Below are 17,724 nucleotides of genomic sequence, written 5' to 3' on the forward strand. Positions count from 1 at the left end.
ATTGCAACAGGGGGTGGCGTTTGATCCGGCCATGCTCAAGGCCGCTCTCCACCACCTCACCGCCTATCGTTACAACCGCCCGATCCGGCTCGGCCCGCAGGTCATCCGCCTGCGCCCCGCGCCGCACAGCCGGACCAAGGTGCCCAATTATGCGCTGAAGATCGAACCGGCGAACCATTTCCTCAACTGGCAGCAGGATCCGCACGGCAACTGGCTGGCGCGCGTCGTCTTCCCCGACCCGGTCGATCATTTCCGTATCCAGGTCGATCTGCTCGCCGATCTCGACATCATCAATCCGTTCGACTTCTTCGTGGAGCCTTATGCGGAAAACTACCCCTTCGCCTATGACGACCAGCTGAAGACCGACCTCGCCGCCTATTTCGATATCGAGGATCAGGGGCCAAGGTTCGAGGCGATGGTCGCTCAATATGACGGCTATCAAAGCCGCACCGTCGATTTCCTGGTCGAGGTGAACCGCCGCCTGCAACAACAGGTCGGCTATGTCATCCGCATGGAGGCGGGCGTGCAGACGCCCGAAGAGACGCTGGACATCGGCACCGGCTCCTGCCGCGATTCGGCCTGGCTGCTGGTGCAGTTGCTGCGCCGCCTTGGTTTCGCCGCCCGCTTCGTGTCGGGCTATTCGATCCAGCTGGTCGCCGACGTCGAACCGATCGAAGGGCCAAAGGGCGTCACCCAGGACGTGGTCGATCTCCACGCCTGGGCGGAGGCTTATGTGCCCGGCGCAGGCTGGGTCGCGCTCGACGCGACCAGCGGCATGTTCGCGGGCGAAGGGCATATCCCGCTCTGCGCCACGCCCCATTACAAGTCCGCCGCCCCGATCAGCGGCATGGCCGAACCGGCCGAAGTCGATTTCGATTTCGCGATGAGCGTCAGCCGCATCGCCGAAGCGGTGCGCATCACCAAACCCTTCACCGACAATCGCTGGGACGCGGTGATGGCGCTCGGCGCCAAGGTGGACGCAGACCTCATCGCGCAGGACGTGCGCCTGACCACCGGCGGCGAACCGACCTTCGTCGCGCAGGATGGTGGCGATGCGGGCGAATGGAATGGCGATGCGGTCGGCCCGACCAAGGCGGCCTATGCTGACCGGCTGATCCGCAAGCTGCGCGCCGAATTTGCGCCCGGCGGCTTGCTGCACCATGGCCAAGGCAAATGGTATCCGGGCGAAAGCCTGCCGCGCTGGGCCTATGCGGTCTATTGGCGCACGGATGGCGTGCCGCTCTGGCGGGACGAAAGCCTGATCGCGCCGGACGATGCGCCCGCAGGCGCGGCCATAGTGACGGCGGCCGATGCCAAGGCGTTCCTGGCCCATATGGCGGGCAATATGGGCTTTACCGACGAATACACCCATGCCGTCTATGAAGATCCGGCGGTATGGGCGGTCAAGGAAGCCGACCTGCCGATCAACGCCAGCCCCGACGATCCCAAGATCAGCGACCCCGAAGCGCGCGCCCGCATGGTCAAGACGTTCGAACGCGGCCTCGACCAGCCGGTCGGCTACGTCCTGCCGGTGCAGCGCTGGCAGAGCCAGGCCGCCACACCCCGCTGGCAGAGCGAAATCTGGCAGTTGCGGCGCGGCAAGCTGTTCGCCGTGCCGGGCGATTCGGCGCTGGGCTATCGCCTGCCGCTTGGCTCGCTGCCCTATGTGCCGCCGTCCGACTATCCCTATATCCACCCCCGCGACACCAGCGAGCCGCGCCAGCCGCTCGCCGATTTCCGCGCACAGGTGACGGAGCAGGCCAGCGTCGAGGAAGCGCGCGCGCAACAGTCGCAGCGTGTCGCCGGGCCGGATGGCGGTGTCGCCGCGCAGGACCGGGTCGAACAATTCATCATCGAAGGGGCGGTCCGCACCGCCGTCACCATCGAACCGCGCGGCCATTATCTCTCCGTCTTCCTGCCGCCGGTGCAGGCGCTGGAAGATTATCTGGAACTGGTCGCGGAGGTCGAGGCCGCCGCCGAAGCGCTGCGCCTGCCGGTTCGGATCGAAGGCTATGCCCCGCCGCCGGACCCGCGCATCGATGTGCTGAAAGCCACGCCCGATCCCGGCGTCATCGAAGTCAATGTCCACCCCGCCGCCAGCTGGGACGATACGGTGGCGATCACCGAACGGCTCTACGCCCTGGCGCGCGAATGCGATCTGACCGCCGACAAATTCATGGTCGACGGGCGCTCCGTCGGCACCGGCGGCGGCAATCATATCGTGCTGGGCGGCGCGACGCTGAATGATTCCCCGTTCATCCGTCGCCCGGACCTGCTCAAGAGCTTCGTCCTCTACTGGCAGCGGCATCCGGCGCTATCCTATCTCTTCTCGGGCCTCTGCATCGGCCCGACGAGCCAGGCGCCACGCATCGATGAAGCGCGCCACGACGGTCTCTACGAACTGGAGATCGCCCTGGCGCAGGTGCCCAATCCGTTCGCGGACAACGCCACCGCTCCGGCGCCCTGGCTGGTCGATCGCCTGTTCCGAAACCTGCTGGTCGACGTCACCGGCAACACCCACCGCACCGAAATCTGCATCGACAAGATGTTCTCGCCCGACGGCCCCACCGGACGCCTGGGCCTGCTGGAATTTCGCGGGTTCGAAATGCCGCCCGAAGCGCGCATGAGCCTCGCGCAGCAATTGCTGATCCGCGCGCTCGCCGCCTGGTTCTGGCGCCAGCCGCAACAGGGTGGCCTCGTACGCTGGGGCACGACGCTGCACGATCGCTTCATGCTGCCCCATTTCGTCTGGGCCGATTTCCTGGAGGTTCTCTCCGACCTGCGCGGCGCGGGATACGATTTCGATCCCAACTGGTTCGAAGCGCAACGCCAGTTCCGCTTCCCGGTCCATGGTGCGGTCGATGCCGGCGGCGTCGGGCTTGAAATCACCCATGCGCTTGAACCCTGGAACGTGCTGGGCGAAACCGGCGCGATCGGCGGCACGGTGCGCTATGTCGATTCGTCCACCGAACGGTTGCAGGTCCGCGCCACCGGCCTTGTCGCCGGGCGGCATATCGTCACCTGCAACGGCCGCCGGGTGCCGATGACCGCCACCGCCGTGCCCGGCGAAGGCGTGGGCGGCGTGCGCTACAAGGCCTGGACCCCGGCCAACTGCCTCCACCCCAATCTGCCCGCCAACGCGCCGCTCACCTTCGACATACTCGACAGCTGGAGCGGCCGGTCGCTGGGCGGATGCGTCTATCACGTCGCGCATCCGGGCGGGCGCAATTACGACACGCTGCCGGTCAACGGTTATGAAGCCGAAGCCCGGCGCAAGGCACGGTTCCAGGATTATGGCCATACGCCTGGGCAAGTGGACATGCCCGCCGCCGAACCGGCCAATGAATTCCCCATGACCCTCGATCTGCGCTTCCAACATCCCGGCGCGTGATGGCGGCCGACGCACGTACCCTGCCCCATAGCGGAGCGGCCTGGGCGGGCGCCTATCTGGCCGCCGCGCCGCAGGGCGATCTGTTCGCCGATGCGACGCCCGACATGGCGCCGCGCTGGCGCGACATGCTGGGCCGCCTGTCCACCCAGGCGCAGGGCGACCCCGCGACGCTCGCCGACCATGTGTCGCGCCAGGCGATCGACCTCGGCATGGCGTTCCGCCTGACCGGGGACGAGCAGGAACGATCCTGGCCGCTCGGCCCGGTGCCGCTGCTGATCGACGCAGGCGAATGGGCGCAGATCGAACGCGGCCTGATCCAGCGCGCCGAACTGCTGGAACGGGTCGTCGGCGACATCTATTCCACCCAGTCGCTGGTGCGCGAGGGCAAGTTGCCCGCCAGCATCGTGACAGGCAGCCCCCATTATTGGCGGGTCATGACCGGCACGCCACCGCCGCGCGGCCATCATCTCCATTTCTACGCCGCCGATATCGGGCGCGGACCGACCGGCGAATGGCGGGTGCTGGCCGATCGCGTCCGCACGCCCGTTGGCGTGGGCTATGCGCTCGAAAACCGCCTCGCCCTCTCCCGCGCCACCGGCGACCTGCTGGGCGCGATGAACACGCGGCGGCTCGCCCCCTTTTTCGACGAACTGCGCCGCGGCCTCGCCGCCGATTGCGAGCGCACCGACCCGCGCATCGGCCTGCTGACCCCCGGCCGCTTCAACCAAAGCTATGCCGAACAGGCGCATCTGGCCCGCTATCTCGGCCTGCTGCTGGTGGAAGGCGACGACCTTATCGTATCGGACGGGCGATTGTTCGTCCGAACCATCCAGGGGCTGAAGCGCATCGACGGCCTGTGGCGCTGGATGGACACCCGCTTCCTCGACCCGCTCGCCTTCGACGCGAAATCGCGCATCGGCATCGCCGACCTGTACGACGCCTGCGCGCGCGGCGGCCTGATGGTCAGCAACTGGCCGGGCGCCGGCGTGATCGAATCGCGCGCCTTCGCCGCCTTCCTGCCGCAACTGGCGCGAGCGATGCTGGGATCGGACCTCATCCTGCCCAATATCGCGACCTGGTGGTGCGGCCAGGGTCATGAGCGCGACCATGTGCGGGCGCGGCTCGATGATCTGGTCGTCGGCTCCGCCTTCGATCAGGATGTCGCGGGCCTGCCCGACGCGCGTTTCACCCCCGGATCGGCGCTGGACACTGCGCAGCGCGCCGCCCTGCTCGATGCCATGGCGCGCCGACCGATGGACTATGTCGGCCAGGAACTGGTGAAGCTGTCGACCACCCCCGCCGTCATCGACGGGCAACTCACGCCCCTCCCCTTCACCCTGCGCATCTTCGTCGCGCGCGACGCCGCCGGGCGCTGGCGCGTGATGCCCGGCGGCTTCGCGCGTCTGGCGGGCCATGGCGACATCCGCGCGGCGCTGATGGGGCAGGGCGACATGTCCGCCGACATGTGCGTGATCGACAGCAAGCCGGTGCCCCCCGACAGCCTGCTGGACGGCGGCGCGCCCGCCATCCGCCGCGTCGGCGGCATGTTGCCCGCCAAGGCTGCCGACAACCTCTTCTGGCTGGGCCGCTACATCGAACGGACGGAAATGACGCTGCGCCTGATCCGCGCGATCGTCGGCGGATCGATCGAGGCGGATCTGGGACCATCGCCCGCGTCCCTCACCATGGCCCGGCTGGTCGATCAACTGGCGCTCTGGGGCGCGGTGCCCGGCCGGGGCAGCGCGATCGGCCCGCTCTGCGCCACCGCGCTGGGCGACGCGCGCCAGTCCGGCAGCGTCCGCGCCTTGATCGCCACGGTCGCCAATATCGGCGAAGGGCTGCGCGATCGGCTGGCCAGCGATTTCTGGCGGCTAGTGCGCCTGCCGCTGCCCGCCTTCGACGGCGGCGTCACCGAAACCCTGCTCGACGCCTCGTCCCGCATGATCGAGCGGATGTCCGCCCTGTCGGGTCTGGCGGCGGAGAATATGGCCCGGACCGAAGGCTGGCGCTTCCACGATATGGGCCGCCGCATGGAACGCGCGATCAATGGCTGCCGCCTGCTTACCCTGTTTGGCAATGACGGCGCATCGGCCGACGACCTCACCGTCCTGCTGGACCTGATGGACAGCCAGATCAGCTATCGCACCCGTTATCTGACCGGTCCGGCCCTGCCGCCGGTGCGCGATCTCGTCGCGCTGGAGCCGCATAATCCGCGCGCCATCGCCTATCAGGCACTGCGCCTGGCCGATCATATCGCCGCCCTGCCCACATTGCGCGCCGACGGTATGCCGGAGGAACCCCGCCGCCTGGCCGACGCGCTGGTCGCCCGGCTCGCCCCCTTGACCGGCGACATGCTGACCATGGCCGATATGGGTGATGTGGAAAGCCGCCTGCTTGGGCTGTCCGACGCCATCGGCCAGCGCTATTTCCTCCCCCTGCGCAAGACGCAGGATGCGGACCTGCTGTCATGATCTACCATGTCCGCCACAAAACCATCCTGCGCTATGCCAGTCCCGTGCGGCTCGCCCGCTTCAACCTGCGGCTGCGCCCCGCACCCTGGACCGGGCAATGGACGGCGGATTATGTCCTGACGGTCGATCCCATCCCCTCCGTCATCGAATCGCGGCCCGGCGCCTGGCCGGTCAACGTCGCCCGGCTGGTGATCGAAAACCCGATCCGCCAGCTGACGATCGAAACCCGCTTCCGCGCCGGGGTGGACAATGGCCCGCAGATCGTCCCGCAGCCCGGCGATCCCACCATCGCCAGCGTCGCGCAGGCCGCATTGCGCGATCGTGACATGGGACCATCGGCCCCCGCCCATTATCTCTTCGCCTCGCCGCGCGCGCCGCTATTGGCGCAGATCGGCGACTGGGTGGGCGACCGGCTGACCCCCGACCGACCCATCATCGCCGCCGCGCTGGACCTTGCCCAACGGATCAAGGCGGAATTTGCCTATGAACCCGGCGCCACCGACGCCTCCACTCCGGTCGCCGACGCCTTTTCCGCGCGCCATGGCGTGTGCCAGGATTTCGCCCATGTCATGGTGGTGGCGCTGCGCCTTGCGGGCCTGCCCGCAGCCTATGTCAGCGGCTATCTGCGAACCCTGCCGCCGCCCGGACGACCCCGGCTGGTCGGCGCGGACGCGATGCACGCCTGGGTCATGCTCTGGTGCGGATCGACGCGCGGCTGGATCGGCTTCGATCCCACCAACGGCGTCATCACCAGCGACGGGCACCTGTTCGTCGCCATGGGCCGCGATTATGCCGACGTAGCGCCGATGGACGGGCTGTTCGTCGGCGGCGGGCGGCAAAGCCTGCAACTGATGGTCGATGTCGTGCCCGAAGAGGAAATCGCGCCGGTCAGCTGATCGCGTCGAACAGCAACGGCATCCCCGTCCGCGGCCGGATCGTCAGGCGGCTGATCGGCTCGGGCTTGAACCCCGTCGGCATGCTCAACCGATAGCGCCGAACGATCGTAGCGATCACCGTCATCACCTCTTGCTGCGCAAAGCCCGCGCCCACGCACACGCGCGGGCCGCGCCCGAACGGGAACCAGGCCTGCTTCACCATGTCGGCATTGGCCGGATCGTCGAACCGGTCGGGGTCGAACGCATGGGGGCAGGCCCAATTATCCTTGTTCCGCTGTGTCAGCCACGGCGCGACGACCAGCATCGCCCCCTGTTCCAGATGCTTGTCGCGCATGTCCATCGGGCAGGTGACTTCGCGCGGCAGGAAGGATACCGGCGGATAGAGGCGCAGCGTCTCCCGGAAGATATTGCGCAACTGCCCCATATCCTTGAGCATCGCCGCGGTCAGCGGCGCGTTGCCCGCGATCTCGCCGATCTCCGTCCGCACCCGGTCCTGGATATGCGCGCATTCGGCCAGCATATAGAGCGCCCAGGTCATCGTGCTGGCGGATGTTTCATGCCCGGCCAGGAAGATGGTCGATACCTGCTCCATCACCTGTTCGCAGGTGAAGGACAGGCCGGTCTGCGCGTCCTTCACCTCGATCAGCGATTGCAATATGTCGCGATGTGGCGCTTCGCCCCGCGCGTGCCAGCCTTCGTAGCGCGCCTCCACGATCGGCCGGAATACGTCATGGATCGCCCGCGCCGGGCCTTTGGATCGCTTCTCGAACCAGCCCGCCGGAATGCCATAGAGCCGCAGCATCGACGCGCTATGCGCCAGCCGCTGAAACTTGCCGAAGGCGGTGTGGATGATGTTGGACCGCTGCGCGTCCAGCGCCTGCGAAAACAGCGTGCGGAATATGATGTCGGCCGCGACATGGGTCATCATCGGGTCGATATCGACCGGCTTTGCGCGATCCGCAGCGTCGATCCGCGCCAGCAGGTCGTCGGCCGCCGCCGCCATCAGCGGCATGGATCGGCCAAGCGCCGTATGCGCGAAGGCGGGATTGACCATCGCCCGCTGGCTTTCCCAATCCGCGCCATTGGCGGAAAAGACGCTGTTGCCGATCAGCGGATCGAGATTGCGCACCAGTTCGCTATGCTTGGGATAGGCGGTGCCGCCGCGCAAAATCTGGTCCACCAGGCTCAGTTCGTTGGCGATATACATGGTGCGGCCGGGCGTGCGGATTTCGCCCATCTTCATCGTGTAGCTTTTGTCGAACAGCACATGGATCCAGCTGTGCCAGCCGCGCAGGAACCGCTTCACCAGGCCCGCCTTGCTCCGGGGCGGCTGCGGATAGGGGGGGTGAAAAGATCGGTCATGGGATCGTCCTGAAAGCCGCGACGGCTTCGTCCACGGTACGGCGGCCTGCGGTCAGGCTGATGAAATCGATCGGCGACAGGCGATCGCCCACGCGCAGATAATCGAAATGCGCCTCATATTTATTCGACCAGCCGCCATGATAATTTTCGGGCTGGTAGAACAGGTGGAAGCGCGGCGAGAGCATATCCACTCGCGCGGTATGGGTGTCGGCGAACAGGCGGAACGGATTGACGTCGAAATAGGCCGCGCCATCGGGCGGCGAACTGATGTCGACATAGCGGAACGACGCATCGCGCAGCGCCCGCAAATCCTGATGATACCAATCCGCGTCGCGGCGCAGGCCGATCACCGGCACCACTTGGCCCAGGCCCAGCATGACGAAATGATCGGGCAGCGTCCCCCCGCGCAGGGCGATGACCCGGCGCAGCAACCGCATCCCCAATATCGTCCCTGCGCTGTGCGTGACCAGCTGCACCTCGTCCCAGTCGCCGTCCAGCGCCTGCGCGATGCGCGCGGCGAACTGGTCGATCCGCTCGTCCAGCGTATCCCCCGGCCCGTCCGCCGCCAACGCACCATGATAGGTCATGAAGCGCAGCAGCCAGGGCACCACCAGCTTGGCCAGAATCCGGCCGGACAGCCAGGCGCTGATCGCCACCCCCGCCAGCATCGCCGCCCAGACCGGCAGGACCAGCGACAGCAGCAAGGCGGGCAGGACCGCCAGCAACAACGGGATCAGCACCGCCAGGACCGGCGGATAGAGGATGGTGATCACCGGCCCCTTGCGCAGCCGCCGCATCCGCCCGAAATCCATGTGCCGCGCATGCCCCGCATAGGCGCGCGCGGAGCGCAGGGCGAGGCTGAGCGGATTGCGAATCCACACCTTGCCGATCACATCTTCCCAGCGCAGATATTCATAGTCGGTCGTCACCCCCGCCGCCGGGTTGTCGACCTGCCAGATGGCCGACACCGCCGCGCCCGCGGGACCGCTCTGCCGTCCGCTCACCGCGATCGGTTCGCCCGTCAACGCGCCATGCCGCACCGCCTGATCGCGATAGAGCTGGTGGTAGAAACGGACACCGCGCGGATCGAAACCGCCGAGATAAAAGACTTTACGCTTGAACTTTTCCAACACCATCGCCCTAATCGGGTCATGACCACACCCGAACGCGACTACTGCTATTTCATCGATCATCGCAAATACAACCGCAATGTCGGTTGCCGCAAGCATGACAATATGTACGGCATCAATGGCGGCGGCAGCGAGCGCGACCGCTGGCGCGCCGACATGACCTTCTATCGCCATATGAAGGCGAACGGCGATCCGATGGCCCTGCCCTCGCTGGTCGCCTGCCTCACCTTCGGCTGGTTCTGCTGGAACTATCATCCGGGCAAGGGGCTGTGGCGCGGTCAGTTGTTGCGCCGTTTCGCCAAAGCGCCCAAATGACCGCCATGACCGATCCCAAACATGTTCAGGTTGGCCCGATCACCTTCGGCAACGACCTGCCCTTCGTCCTGATATCCGGCCCCTGCCAGATCGAAAGCCGCGACCATACGCTGTTCATGGCCGACGCGCTGGCGAAGGCGGCGGGCCAGGCGGGCGTCCCCTTCATCTTCAAATCCTCCTTCGACAAGGCGAACCGGACGTCGGTATCGGGCCAGCGCGGCGTCGGCATCGACGCGGGGCTGGCGATCCTGGCGGAGGTCAAGGCGGCGCTAGGCTGTCCGGTGCTGACCGATGTCCATGACGCAACCCAGGTCGAAGCCGCCGCGCAGGCGGTCGATATCCTCCAGATTCCCGCCTTCCTCTGCCGCCAGACCGACCTACTGATCGCGGCCGGAAAGACCGGCGCGGTCATCAACGTCAAGAAGGGCCAGTTCCTCGCTCCCTGGGACATGGCGGCAGTGGCGCAAAAGGTCGCCTCCACCGGCAACGAGCGCATCCTGCTGACCGAACGCGGCGCGAGCTTCGGCTACAACACGCTGGTCAGCGACATGCGCGCGCTGCCGACCATGGCGCAGACCGGCTATCCCGTCGTCTTCGACGCCACCCATTCGGTGCAACAGCCCGGCGGCCTGGGCAGCGCATCGGGCGGCCAACGCGAATTCGCGCCGCTGCTGGCCCGCAGCGCCGTAGCGGCAGGCGTCGCCGCGATCTTCGCCGAAGCGCATGAAGACCCCGACAATGCGCCCTCCGATGGCCCGGTGATGCTCCCGCTGGAGTGGGTTGCCCCGATGCTGGCAAAGCTCAAGGCGATCGATATGGTGGTGAAAGGCTAACTTCTCCGTGTTCCCGCGCAGGCGGGAACCCAGTCCAGCCATCAGGACTAGGCTCCCGCCTGCGCGGGAACACAAAATGCTATGAGACAAGCATGTCCACCACGTCCGATGGCCCGGTGGCGCTGAATCGCGTTAGCCCAATGCCAAAAACTGAACGCGATCGACGAAGTCATGAACGGGTAACCCCCTCCGTTCATCCCGAGCTTGTCGAAGGACCAGGCTGAGTGAAGTCGAAGCCTCCGCTACGCTCAGCCTGAACGGATCGTAATTAAGGCCGCACCTGCCCCGTCCCGCGCACGATCCACTTGTACGTCGTCAGCCCCTCCAGCGCCACTGGCCCGCGCGCATGGAGCCGCCCGGTCGAAATGCCGATCTCCGCGCCCAGCCCGAACTCGCCGCCATCGGCGAACTGGGTGGAGGCGTTCCACATCACGATCGCGCTGTCGACTGCGTTCAAAAACCGCTCGGCGGTCGCGGCGTCATCCGTGATGATCGCGTCGGTATGGTGGCTGGCATGGGCGGCGATATGCGCGATCGCGTCGTCAACGCCATCGACCAGTCGCACCGACACGATCGCGTCGAGATATTCGGTATCCCAATCCTCGTCAGCCGCCGCCGTCACGCGCGCGTCCAGCGCCTGCACATCCGCGTCGCCGCGCACTGCGCATTGGGCGTCGAGCAACGCCTGCACCAGCCCCGCCGCCGCGCCATAGGCCCGGTCGATCAGCACCGTCTCCGTCGCGCCGCACACGCCCGTCCGCCGCATCTTGGCATTGACGACCAGCGCCTGCGCCATGGCGGGGTCCGCCGCGCCATCGACATAGCTGTGGTTGATCCCGTCCAGATGCGCCAGCACCGGCACGCGCGCCTCTTCCTGCACCCGCGCGACCAGGCTCTTGCCGCCGCGCGGCACGATCAGATCGACATATTCTGCCGCTTTCAGCAATGCGCCCACCGCCGCGCGATCGGTCGTGGGCACCAGTTGCACCACATCGGCGGGCAGGCCGGCGGCCATAATCCCCTCGACGATCGCGGCGTGGATCGCCCGGTTGCTCTCCTTCGCCTCGCTGCCGCCGCGCAGGATCACCGCATTGCCCGCACGCAGGCACAGGGCCGCCGCGTCCGCCGTCACATTGGGGCGGCTTTCATAGATGATGCCGATCACGCCCAGCGGCACGCGCACCCGGCTGAGTTCCAGCCCGTTGGGCCGCACCGCCGTGTCAATCACGCTGCCCAGCGGATTGGGCAGCGTCGCCACCTGCTCCACCCCGTCGGCGGTGGCGGCGACTCGCTCCGCGTTCAGCTTCAACCGGTCGAGCAGCGCGGGCGACAGGCCGTTGGCGACCGCATTGTCCATGTCGCGCGCATTGGCGGCGATGATCGCTGGCGCCTGATCCCGCAACGCCTGCGCGGCGCGGCGCAGGGCGTCGGCCTTTTGCGCGTCGCTTGCTTGCGCGATCGTCGCGGCGGCGCGACGCGCGCGCGCGCCCATCGTCGCGATCAGCATTTCGGGGGTCTGGGTCAGGTCGTTCATGAAAAAAGCTCTCGCCGCTTGGATCGGGCTGCGCCTTACCATGAAAGCGGATCGAAACGAAAGCCGCCGCCGATCGGGGGAGCGCCGATCCCGGCAGGATAGTGCCGACGGCCGGACCATGGGTCGCATATGATCCGGCCGCCAGCGGGCGGGCTTAGCCCGCCGCCAATCATCCCTACGCTTCCAGCCGACCCGCCACATACCCCAACGGGGTTAGGCCAGCAGAAAAATCGGACGCTCAGTGACTGATCAGGCCGACGATGCGCACCAGCTGCGATTCCCGGCTGCATCCGGTCTTGTCATAAATGCTGCGCAACTGGACCTTGAGCGTCTCCACCGACACGCCGCGCGCCTCGGCGATGGCCTTGCGCGACTGCCCGGCGGCCAGACGGATGGCGATGTCCGCTTCGGCGCGGGTCAGGCGGAAGGTGCGCGTCAGCAACTGCACATGGCGATCGGTCGGCTCGCCCACCTTGGCGATCACGATTGCCCGCGGCGCGAAGGGCAAGGCCCAGGGCCGCACCGGCAACGGATGGAATTCCAGCATGATCGCGACGCCGCCTGCCTCATCCGCCAGCGCGACCGGATCGGCGGCGCGGCCGGGCGGTTCGATCACGCAGCGCATCGCCCGGCCGATGGCGCGGGTTTCGTCCGCCCGCTCGCTCGCCAGCCACCCGTCACGCACGTGGATGCGGCTGGACGACAGCAGCGCCTCCGCGCGCGGCGTCATGCCCCCCACCCGGCCGGTCGCATCGAGCAGCCAGCAGGCGCGGTCCATCGCCTCGAACGTGCCGGACAGCAGCGCGAAACCCTGCTGCTCGATCGCCTGTTGCAGGCGGACGGCGGCGCGCGCATGGCCCGCAATATGGGCGAACATGTCGCGATCCTGCTGGCTGGTCCGCCCATCCTTGCGATTGCGCAGCACGGCCAGTCCGACCATCTGGTCGTTCGCCGCGATCAGGCGCGTCTGGCACCCGTCGAAAATGTCGAAGTCCGAACACATGTCGAGATAGTCGCCGGACCGCAGCGTCTGGCGCGTCATGTCATAATGGGCTTCGTGGACGATCGCCGGGCGATCGGGCAACCCATCCGCCGCGACCCGGAAATTAAGGTCGGGCGAGGCCTGGTCGATGGCCGCGCCGATGGGCACGATGCTGGTGTCGATATCGCTGATCCAGTTGAAGCCGGACGCCCCCGGTCCGAAGCCGATCAGCTGCCCATGGCCGGACCCGGTAGCCTGCGCCATCGCCTGCAGCGCATCACCCCATTTTTCAGGCTCCAGCGCGGCGGACAGGAAAAGGTCCGCCCATTGGTCCCCTTGCTTGGCGCGTTCCCCCATCGTCTTCCCCCATGCCCGTGATCGGAGTTAGCCAAACCGTAGGGGAAGTCAAATATGGGCGGCGTCCGCCACCCCAACCGCATCAAAACTTGATCGGGATTATATTTCGGTCAGGCCGCCTGCGCCAATGCGGCCTGCTTCACCGCGCGAATCACCCGGCAGGGCGGGATGTTGCGCCATTCCAGCGTATCGCTGACATCGCCGAACAGTGGGTTCAGCAGGCGCAGCACATAGCGCGAATATTGATAGATCAAAAACGCGCCGCCCGGCCGCAACGCCGCCCGCGTCTCGGCGCAGATCACCGCGCCGACACCGTCGGGCAGGGTGGAGAAGGGGATGCCCGACAGGATATAATCCGCCTGATAATGACCTGCTTCCTTGATGAAGCGGCGGACATCGGCAGCGGACCCATGGACGACGCGCAACCGCGAATCATCGATTTCCGCCTCCAGATAAGCGACGAAGTCCAAATTGAGGTCGATCGCCAACAAGGTCGCGTCGGCCGGCAAACGGTCGAGGATGGACCGGGTAAAGGTGCCGACACCTGGACCATATTCCACGAACAGCCGCGTATTACGCCAATCGACCTGGTCCAGGATGCGATCCACCAATGTGGCAGAGGACGGGATGACAGACCCGATCATGCCGGGATGCTTGATAAACTGGCGAAAGAACATGCCCCATTGGCTCAAAAAGGATGCGGACTTTGCCGCGCCGACCCTGGTCTTGTCCTTCGATGGAATAGAGGCCATCAACACCCGCCTGTCTGTTTCATCCTGCGCGCCTTGCAAATCCAGTCCGCGCTGGCAAGCCGCTTTGCAATATTATCGTCATGAACGCGGGGACAGGCGGATGGGTTCAATCCGCCTGTCCCCGCCCATGGCGCTCCGCACGATCAGTCCGCCTGGTCGCGCGCCCGCACCATGCCCGGCGCGACGAAGCCGATCGGGTCGACCTGCATCGCGCGCTGCTTCAACTGCGACTGAATCTGCTCATATTCCCGCTCCATGTCCGGCGTCACCGACGCGCGGGTTTCCTCCAGCGCCCCTTCGAAATGCGCCTGTGTCACCGTATCGACCGACAGCGACTGGCGCAGCGCGAACAGCCCGGCGCGCCGCACCAGATCCTCCAGGTCCGCGCCGGTGAACCGCTCCGTCTCCCGCGCGAGCGCGTCCAGATCCACATCGTCGGCCAGCGGCATCTTGGCCGTGTGGATGCCCAGGATACGCCGCCGCCCCGCTTCATCCGGCACCGGCACATAGATCAGTTCATCGAACCGCCCCGGCCGCAACAGCGCCGGGTCGATCAGCGTCGGCCGGTTGGTCGCGCCGATGACGACCACGGACTGCAATTCCTCCAGCCCGTCCATCTCGGCCAGGATGGTGTTGACCACCCGTTCCGTCACCGCCGGTTCGCCAAGGCCGCCGCCTCGCGCGGGGACCAGGCTGTCCAGTTCGTCGATGAAGATGACCGTAGGCGCCACCTGCCGCGCGCGGGCGAACAGCCGCGCGATCTGCTGCTCGCTCTCGCCATACCATTTGGACAGCAGGTCGCTCGACTTGGTGGCGATGAAATTGGCCTGCGCCTCCCGCGCGACGGCCTTCGCCAACAGCGTCTTGCCGGTGCCGGGCGGCCCATAGAGCAGGAAGCCCTTGGCAGGACGGATGCCCAGGCGGCGGAAGGCGTCGGGATTTTTGAGTGGCAACTCCACCCCTTCCTTCAACCGCATCTGCGCGTCGTCCAGCCCGCCGATATCGTCCCAGCCGACATTGGGCGCCTGCACCATCACCTCGCGCATCGCGGACGGCTGGACCCGCTTGATCGCGGACAGGAAGTCCTCGCGCGTGACCGACAATTCCTCCAGCACGTCGGGCGGGATCGTCCCGTCCTCCAGGTTGAGGCGCGGCATGAAGCGGCGCACCGTTTCGATCGCCGCCTCACGAGTCAGCGCCGCCATGTCGGCGCCGACAAAGCCGTAGGTCATGCGCGCCAGTTCGGCGAGGTCGACCTTGTCGCCCAGCGGCATACCGCGCGTATGGATGCCCAATATCTCGCGCCGCCCGCGCTCGTCGGGCACGCCGACGATGATCTCGCGGTCGAACCGGCCGGGACGGCGCAGCGCTTCATCGATCGCCTCGGGCCGGTTGGTGGCGGCGATGACGACCAGATTGGCCCGCGGCTCCAGCCCGTCCATCAGGGTCAGCAACTGCGCGACCAGCCGCTTCTCCGTCTCACCCGTCACCTGCCCCCGTTTGGGCGCGATCGAATTGATCTCATCGATGAACAGGATCGACGGCGAAGACTTGGCCGCCGCCTCGAATATCTCGCGCAGCTGCTTTTCCGACTCGCCATAGGCCGATCCCATGATCTCCGGCCCGTTGATCAGGAAGAATTCCGCGTCCGATTCATTGGCGACCGCGCGGGCCAGCCGCGTCTTGCCGGTGCCCGGCGGGCCGTGCAGTAACACACCCTTGGGCGGATCGACGCCCAGCCGGGTGAACAGTTCGGGATAGCGCAGCGGCAGCTCCACCATCTCGCGCAACTGGTCGATCGCATCGGCCATGCCGCCGACATCGTCATAGGTGACGTCGGCGCGCCGCGATTCGCGCGGCTCCTCATATTCGGCACGCAGTTCGACTTCCGTCTCGGCATCGATCTGGACGATGCCCTTGGGCACGGTCGACACCACCACCAGGCGGATTTCCTGGAGCGCATAAGCGGGCGCTGCCAGCATCTGGCGCAGCTGTGGCGGCATGTCGCCGGGGGGCACCTGCTGCTGCCCCGCCGTCGCGATCACATCGCCCGCAGTCAACGGCCGCTGATAGAAAACGCGCTTCAACGCATCGGGATTGCCCTGCAAGCGCAAGTTATTTTGTGCAGGCGCGAACACGACCCGCTGGGCCGGGCGCGGCTCCACCTTGCCGATCTGGACGAAGTCGCCCGAGCCCACACCGGCATTGGCGCGCTGCAATCCGTCCAGGCGCAGCACGTCCAGCCCTTCATCTTCCTTGTAGGGGCGCACCACCCGCGCTGGCGTGGCGCGCTTGCCAAGGATCTGGATTACATCGCCCTCGGCCAGCTGCAATTGCGCCATCACCGTCAGCGGCAACCGCGCCAAACCACGCCCTGCATCCTCCGGCCGCGCATTGGCGACCTGAATCCGGCGTCCGCTTTCGTCTTGATCGGCCACAAGCCATCCTCGTCTTTGTCGTCCCGTAACGAGATAGGAACGCCATCGCCGGGGAAAAGGGGCAAGCATGCCGATCGACGGACGAAAAAAAGGGCCGACCCGAAGGCCAGCCCGTAAAGTTTTAGGAGAGGATGCCTGAAAGGCACCCCCTATGTGCAATGCGGCAGGATATATTGCAAGTGCGAAAAGAATTTGGGAGTTGCAAAAAATGCATCTTGCCATCCGCCGTATTTTCCTGCTCAGTGCGGACAGGATGCTTGAACCCCGGTTCACGTAGCGCTGAAAAGGCACAATGACGCGGCGCAGCGTACCGGCTTTGATTATTGATGGGTTATGCGCAGATTGCCGCCTCTTACGGCCCTGGAGGCCTTTGTTCAGGTCGCTCGCCTGGGATCCGTCAAGGCGGCGGCGGAGGAACTCGCCCTGTCGACCCCGGCGCTCAGCCGCCGGGTCCAGGCGCTCGAACGCTTCATCGGCCGCCCCCTGTTCGACCGCAAGCACCAGGCGCTGGAAATCAATGCCGAAGGGCAGCGACTGCTGGACGATATCGCCCCCGCGCTCGATTCGCTCGCCCAGGCGCTGGAAAACATCCAGAGCGGCGGCAACCAGCTGCGCCTGCGCCTGGCGGTTATGCCGCTGTTCGCGACCCAGCGGCTGTTCCCCCATCTGGGCAAGCTGCGCCAGCAACACCCGCAACTGCATATCGACATCGAAACCACGCCCCACGCCGTCGCACGACTGGGCGAGGGGCTGGATGCGGCGATCGTGCTGTCGAAGGATATCGACACCGCGCTCTACGCGCATGAACTGGACCATGAAGAAGTCTATCTGATCGGCCGCCGCGAATTGCTGGAAGGGCCGCAGGCGCTGGGTTCGCCGGAGGAACTGGCGAACCAGACCATCCTGCTCCATCGCGACATGGCGATGTCGTTCGACGCGTGGAAGGAAGCGGCGGGCCTGCCTGACCTGCAACCGCTGGCGATCGACAATTATGATTCGGGCCAGTTGATGCTGGAGGCCGCGGCCCAGGGGCTGGGCGTGGCGGTAATGCACGCCAGCCATTATGAACAGGCGGGCGATCCCCGTCTGGTGCGGCTGTTCCCGATCCGGGTAGAAAGCCCCTATCGCTACTTCTTCGTCTGCCGCCCCCGTGCGCTCCAGACCCGCGCCGTGCGCATTTTCCGCGACTGGCTGGTCAGCGCCGACATCTGACGCGATTATTTCGCTGCCGGTCCCTTAACCTTATTCTACCTCGTCCGTTAT

12 protein-coding genes are annotated in these 17,724 nt (G+C 66.4%); 6 read left to right on the top strand and 6 right to left on the bottom strand.

The annotated features are described in order from the left end of the window. The first annotated feature begins 31 nt into the window (after positions 1–31). The 3 genes from U5A89_RS17450 to U5A89_RS17460 are packed head-to-tail and all read left to right on the top strand — an operon-like array spanning position 32 to position 6,758. Complete coding sequence (locus U5A89_RS17450; RefSeq protein WP_338163095.1) at positions 32–3,391, top strand: transglutaminase family protein; 3,360 nt, start codon at positions 32–34, stop codon at positions 3,389–3,391. After that, the gene (locus tag U5A89_RS17455) at positions 3,391–5,862 is read left to right on the top strand and encodes a circularly permuted type 2 ATP-grasp protein (protein WP_338163096.1); all 2,472 of its coding nucleotides are present in this window, start codon (positions 3,391–3,393) and stop codon (positions 5,860–5,862) included. The genes U5A89_RS17450 and U5A89_RS17455 overlap by 1 nt, the downstream gene beginning before the upstream one ends. Continuing rightward, a complete protein-coding gene (locus U5A89_RS17460; RefSeq protein ID WP_338162296.1) occupies positions 5,859–6,758 on the top strand; it encodes a transglutaminase family protein in 900 nt (299 codons plus the stop codon). The genes U5A89_RS17455 and U5A89_RS17460 overlap by 4 nt, the downstream gene beginning before the upstream one ends. On the opposite strand, the gene U5A89_RS17465 is transcribed toward U5A89_RS17460, so the two are convergent. Then, complete coding sequence (locus tag U5A89_RS17465) at positions 6,751–8,067, bottom strand: cytochrome P450 (protein ID WP_338163097.1); 1,317 nt, start codon at positions 8,065–8,067, stop codon at positions 6,751–6,753. The genes U5A89_RS17460 and U5A89_RS17465 overlap by 8 nt on opposite strands. A 49-nt stretch (positions 8,068–8,116) precedes the next feature. Further along, a complete protein-coding gene (locus tag U5A89_RS17470) occupies positions 8,117–9,250 on the bottom strand; it encodes a hypothetical protein (RefSeq protein WP_338162297.1) in 1,134 nt (377 codons plus the stop codon). Positions 9,251–9,271: 21 nt separating this feature from the next. On the opposite strand from U5A89_RS17470, the gene U5A89_RS17475 reads away from it, so the two are divergent. Together U5A89_RS17475 and kdsA are read left to right on the top strand one after the other, a co-directional pair. Next, entirely contained in the window at positions 9,272–9,565 is a 294-nt protein-coding gene (locus U5A89_RS17475; RefSeq protein ID WP_338162298.1) for a hypothetical protein, read from the top strand. A gap of 5 nt (positions 9,566–9,570) precedes the next feature. Continuing rightward, positions 9,571–10,398: a 3-deoxy-8-phosphooctulonate synthase gene (kdsA, locus tag U5A89_RS17480; protein ID WP_338162299.1), complete on the top strand. Its 828-nt coding sequence runs from the start codon at positions 9,571–9,573 to the stop codon at positions 10,396–10,398. Positions 10,399–10,666: 268 nt separating this feature from the next. Here kdsA and U5A89_RS17485 read toward each other — a convergent pair whose 3' ends face one another. From U5A89_RS17485 to U5A89_RS17500, 4 genes are all read right to left on the bottom strand, one after another. Then, positions 10,667–11,932 carry a glutamate-5-semialdehyde dehydrogenase gene (locus tag U5A89_RS17485; protein ID WP_338162300.1) on the bottom strand — a complete coding sequence of 422 codons (1,266 nt, stop codon included), beginning with the start codon at positions 11,930–11,932 and terminating at the stop codon, positions 10,667–10,669. Between the two features lie 238 nt (positions 11,933–12,170). Next, on the bottom strand, positions 12,171–13,271 hold the full coding sequence (locus U5A89_RS17490; protein WP_338162301.1) for a helix-turn-helix transcriptional regulator: 1,101 nt from the start codon (positions 13,269–13,271) through the stop codon (positions 12,171–12,173). 110 nt (positions 13,272–13,381) lie between these two features. After that, positions 13,382–14,023 carry a class I SAM-dependent methyltransferase gene (locus U5A89_RS17495; protein WP_338162302.1) on the bottom strand — a complete coding sequence of 214 codons (642 nt, stop codon included), beginning with the start codon at positions 14,021–14,023 and terminating at the stop codon, positions 13,382–13,384. Positions 14,024–14,166: 143 nt separating this feature from the next. Next, positions 14,167–16,461: a CDC48 family AAA ATPase gene (locus U5A89_RS17500; protein WP_338162303.1), complete on the bottom strand. Its 2,295-nt coding sequence runs from the start codon at positions 16,459–16,461 to the stop codon at positions 14,167–14,169. A gap of 333 nt (positions 16,462–16,794) precedes the next feature. Here U5A89_RS17500 and U5A89_RS17505 point away from each other — a divergent pair, with 333 nt between their 5' ends. Then, positions 16,795–17,673, top strand: a complete 879-nt coding sequence (locus U5A89_RS17505) for a LysR substrate-binding domain-containing protein (protein ID WP_338162304.1) — start codon at positions 16,795–16,797, stop codon at positions 17,671–17,673. The last annotated feature ends 51 nt before the right edge of the window (positions 17,674–17,724 follow it).

The organism is Sphingobium sp. HWE2-09, from assembly GCF_035989265.1.
GTDB lineage: Bacteria > Pseudomonadota > Alphaproteobacteria > Sphingomonadales > Sphingomonadaceae > Sphingobium.

Bases quoted from the DNA above. Each gene is read 5' to 3' on its own strand.
- U5A89_RS17450 (WP_338163095.1), top strand. From the start codon at position 32: ATGCTCAAGGCCGCTCTCCACCACCTCACCGCCTATCGTTACAACCGC.
- U5A89_RS17455 (WP_338163096.1), top strand. From the start codon at position 3,391: ATGGCGGCCGACGCACGTACCCTGCCCCATAGCGGAGCGGCCTGGGCG.
- U5A89_RS17460 (WP_338162296.1), top strand. From the start codon at position 5,859: ATGATCTACCATGTCCGCCACAAAACCATCCTGCGCTATGCCAGTCCC.
- U5A89_RS17475 (WP_338162298.1), top strand. From the start codon at position 9,272: ATGACCACACCCGAACGCGACTACTGCTATTTCATCGATCATCGCAAA.
- kdsA (WP_338162299.1), top strand. From the start codon at position 9,571: ATGACCGATCCCAAACATGTTCAGGTTGGCCCGATCACCTTCGGCAAC.
- U5A89_RS17485 (WP_338162300.1), bottom strand. From the start codon at position 11,932: ATGAACGACCTGACCCAGACCCCCGAAATGCTGATCGCGACGATGGGC.
- U5A89_RS17490 (WP_338162301.1), bottom strand. From the start codon at position 13,271: ATGGGGGAACGCGCCAAGCAAGGGGACCAATGGGCGGACCTTTTCCTG.
- U5A89_RS17495 (WP_338162302.1), bottom strand. From the start codon at position 14,023: ATGGCCTCTATTCCATCGAAGGACAAGACCAGGGTCGGCGCGGCAAAG.
- U5A89_RS17505 (WP_338162304.1), top strand. From the start codon at position 16,795: ATGCGCAGATTGCCGCCTCTTACGGCCCTGGAGGCCTTTGTTCAGGTC.